We start from the raw sequence: 2938 nt of genomic DNA, 5'->3' as shown, positions 1-2938 counted from the left end.
CAGCTTTGGACATTTGAGCAAGACAGTTGCTCCTACAGGTGTAGTGCAACTCGAAGCCAGCGCAGTACCTGTGGGAGCGGGTTTACCCCGCGAAGCAGGCGACGCGGAGGATGGGACCGGCTGTGCCGGTGTTCGCGGGGCAAGCCCGCTCCTACAGGAATAACGCCAGCTTTGAACATTTGAGCAAGACCGTTGCTCCGACAAGAGCCAGTGTGCGTGCCTACAATTGGGTAAACCTACCCAACCGCTGGCGCAACATGCTGTTCTCGCTGCGCAACTGCCGCACTTCCTGCAACAGCTCCAGCGCCAGCGCCACCCCTTCCCACTCCAGCTCCAGCTCCTCGTGCAGCTTGGCCGCGCGCTTGGCCAGCAGCGGCGCCTGATCGTCGAACAACCAGTCCTCCGGCGTTCGCCCGGAGGGTTCGACAATGCCGTGCTCGACGATTTCGATCACGCAGTCAGCCGTGAGGTCGGCCTCCTGACACAAGGTACGCATGTCCAGTTGAACGATCAGGGTGCTGCTCATGATCACTTACTCCATTGTGTCCTCGGGTTGAACGCCGCCTTCTCGGAAAGCTGGGTCCACAGTTCACGGGTAGTGGCATCGGAGGTGGTGGGCATCACCACCTTCAGCTGTGCATACAAGTCGCCGCGCTCGCCCTTCTTGTTCAACAGGCCCATGCCCTTGACCCGCAGGCGCTGGCCGGTCTGGCTGTCGGGGCGGATGGTCAGGTTGATCTGCCCGGTCAGGGTCGGTACCGCCACCTTGGTACCCAGGGCAGCCTCCCACGGCGCCAGCGGCACGGTAATGATCAAGTCATGGCCTTCGACATCGAACAGCGGATGCGGTGCCATGCGGATGGTCAGGAACAGGTCGCCGTTGGCCCCGCCAGCGCTACCCGGCGCGCCCTGCCCCTTGAGGCGGATACGCTCGCCATCGGTCACCCCGGCCGGGATCTTCACGTTCAGGGTCTTGGTGGTGAAGCCGGTGCGCTGGCCCAGCGCATTGGTCTGCGGCACCTGGAAGCTGATCTGCTTGGACTCCTTGTTCAGGGTCTCTTCAAGGAATACCGCCAGTTCAAGCTCCACGTCCTGCCCTCGCCTGCCGGCACTGCGTTGCTGTTGCCGGGCACCACCAAAGGGGTTGCCACCCCGGGCACCGAATATCGAACTGAAGAAGTCGGAAAAATCACCGCCCTCGAAGCCGCCGCCACCGCCACGGCTTTCCCAGCCCGGTGGCGCCTGGAACGGCCGGCCATGCTGGCCACCGTACTTGCGGATTTCGTCGAACTCGGCACGTTTCTGCGCGTCGCCCAGCACTTCGTAGGCCTCGTTGGCCTCCTTGAATTTTTCCTCGGCGTCGCGCTCCTTGCTGACATCGGGGTGATACTTGCGCGCCAGCTTGCGGTACGCGGCCTTGATCGCCTTCTCGTCCGCCGTGGGCTCTACGCCAAGTATCTTGTAGTAGTCTTTGAAGTCCATCTATGGATCACCAATGTGAAAGTGCGTGTTGCCATTGAAGATAGGGGTCAAGCATAGCCTTTCAAGACCGCTTTGGGTTTGCTCCAGGGCAGACGACCGGTCTTGATTCTGTGGCCAACTGGCATACACTGCGCGGCCGTTTTGCCTCCGGAAGCTCATTCCCCATGTCTGACGTATCCCCGGCCCGCGCCCTGGGCATCGACTTTGGCACCTCCAACTCCACGGTTGGCTGGCACCGTCCGGGTGTCGAGTCGCTGATTGCCCTGGAAGACGGCAAGATCACCCTGCCCTCGGTGGTGTTCTTCAACATCGAGGAACGTCGCCCGGTGTATGGCCGCCTGGCACTGCACGAGTATCTGGAAGGCTACGAAGGGCGCCTGATGCGCTCGCTGAAAAGCCTGTTGGGTTCCAAGCTGATCAAGCACGATACCAGCGTGCTGGGCAGCGCCCTGCCGTTCAAGGACCTGCTGGGCATGTTCATCGGCGAGTTGAAGAAACGCGCCGAGGCCACGGCCGGCCGCGAGTTCGACCAGGTGGTGCTGGGCCGCCCGGTGTTCTTCGTCGACGAAGACCCGGCCGCTGACCAGGAGGCCGAGGACACCCTGGCCGAAGTGGCACGCAAGATCGGCTTCAAGGACGTGTCGTTCCAGTACGAGCCGATTGCCGCCGCCTTCGACTACGAGTCGGGCATCAGCCGCGAAGAGCTGGTGCTGATCGTCGATATCGGCGGTGGTACCTCGGACTTCACCCTGATCCGCCTGTCGCCCGAGCGCCACCTGGTCGCCGAGCGGCAGAGCGACATCCTCGCCACCGGCGGCGTGCACATCGGCGGTACCGACTTCGACAAGCAACTGAGCCTGCAGGGCGTGATGCCGCTGTTCGGCTACGGCAGCCGCATGAAGAGCGGTGCGCTGATGCCCACCAGCTACCACCTCAACCTGGCCACCTGGCACACCATCAACGCCCTGTACTCGCAGAAGTCGCAGCTGGCCCTGGGCAGCATGCGCTACGACATCGAGGACACGCTGGGCATCGACCGCCTGTTCAAGCTGATCGAAGAGCGTGCCGGGCACTGGTTGGCGATGGAAGTGGAGGCCAGCAAGATCGAGCTGACCGAGCAGCAGAGCCGGCGCGTCGACCTCGGCCGTATCGAGCGCGAGCTGGGCGTGGACCTGTCCCGTACGTTGTTCGAGGCGGCTATCGAAGGGTTGCTGGAGCGCGTGCGTGGCAGCGTGAGCGAATTGCTGGCCAAGGCGGGTGTCAGCGAGACCCAGGTCGACACGGTGTTCTTCACCGGCGGTTCCAGCGGGATCCCGGCGCTGCGCAACAGCGTGGCGGCGATGCTGCCGAATGCACGGCATGTGGAAGGCAACATCTTTGGCAGCATTGGCAGCGGGCTGGCCATCGAGGCACGCAAGCGCTACGGCGTGGCCTGAGCCAGGCTCTTTAGCCTGTG

The 2938-nt window shown here is 63.2% G+C and carries 3 protein-coding genes; 1 reads left to right on the top strand and 2 read right to left on the bottom strand.

The window, feature by feature from the left end; genetic code table 11:
* Nucleotides 1-220 precede the first annotated feature (220 nt).
* The gene (locus QSV36_RS18930) at nucleotides 221-526 is read right to left on the bottom strand and encodes a chaperone modulator CbpM (RefSeq protein ID WP_289133720.1); all 306 of its coding nucleotides are present in this window, start codon (nucleotides 524-526) and stop codon (nucleotides 221-223) included.
* 2 nt (nucleotides 527-528) lie between these two features.
* Nucleotides 529-1482 (bottom strand): curved DNA-binding protein, encoded by a 954-nt coding sequence (gene cbpA / locus QSV36_RS18925; protein WP_289133719.1) that lies wholly within the window; start codon nucleotides 1480-1482, stop codon nucleotides 529-531.
* 164 nt (nucleotides 1483-1646) lie between these two features.
* Here cbpA and QSV36_RS18920 point away from each other — a divergent pair, with 164 nt between their 5' ends.
* Nucleotides 1647-2918: an Hsp70 family protein gene (locus QSV36_RS18920; protein WP_170032963.1), complete on the top strand. Its 1272-nt coding sequence runs from the start codon at nucleotides 1647-1649 to the stop codon at nucleotides 2916-2918.
* The last annotated feature ends 20 nt before the right edge of the window (nucleotides 2919-2938 follow it).

This window comes from Pseudomonas sp. BCRC 81390 (assembly GCF_030341915.1).
Taxonomy (GTDB): domain Bacteria; phylum Pseudomonadota; class Gammaproteobacteria; order Pseudomonadales; family Pseudomonadaceae; genus Aquipseudomonas.
The sequence above is the reverse complement of the archived record's forward strand: the minus strand, read 5'-3'. Positions and strand labels throughout refer to the sequence as shown.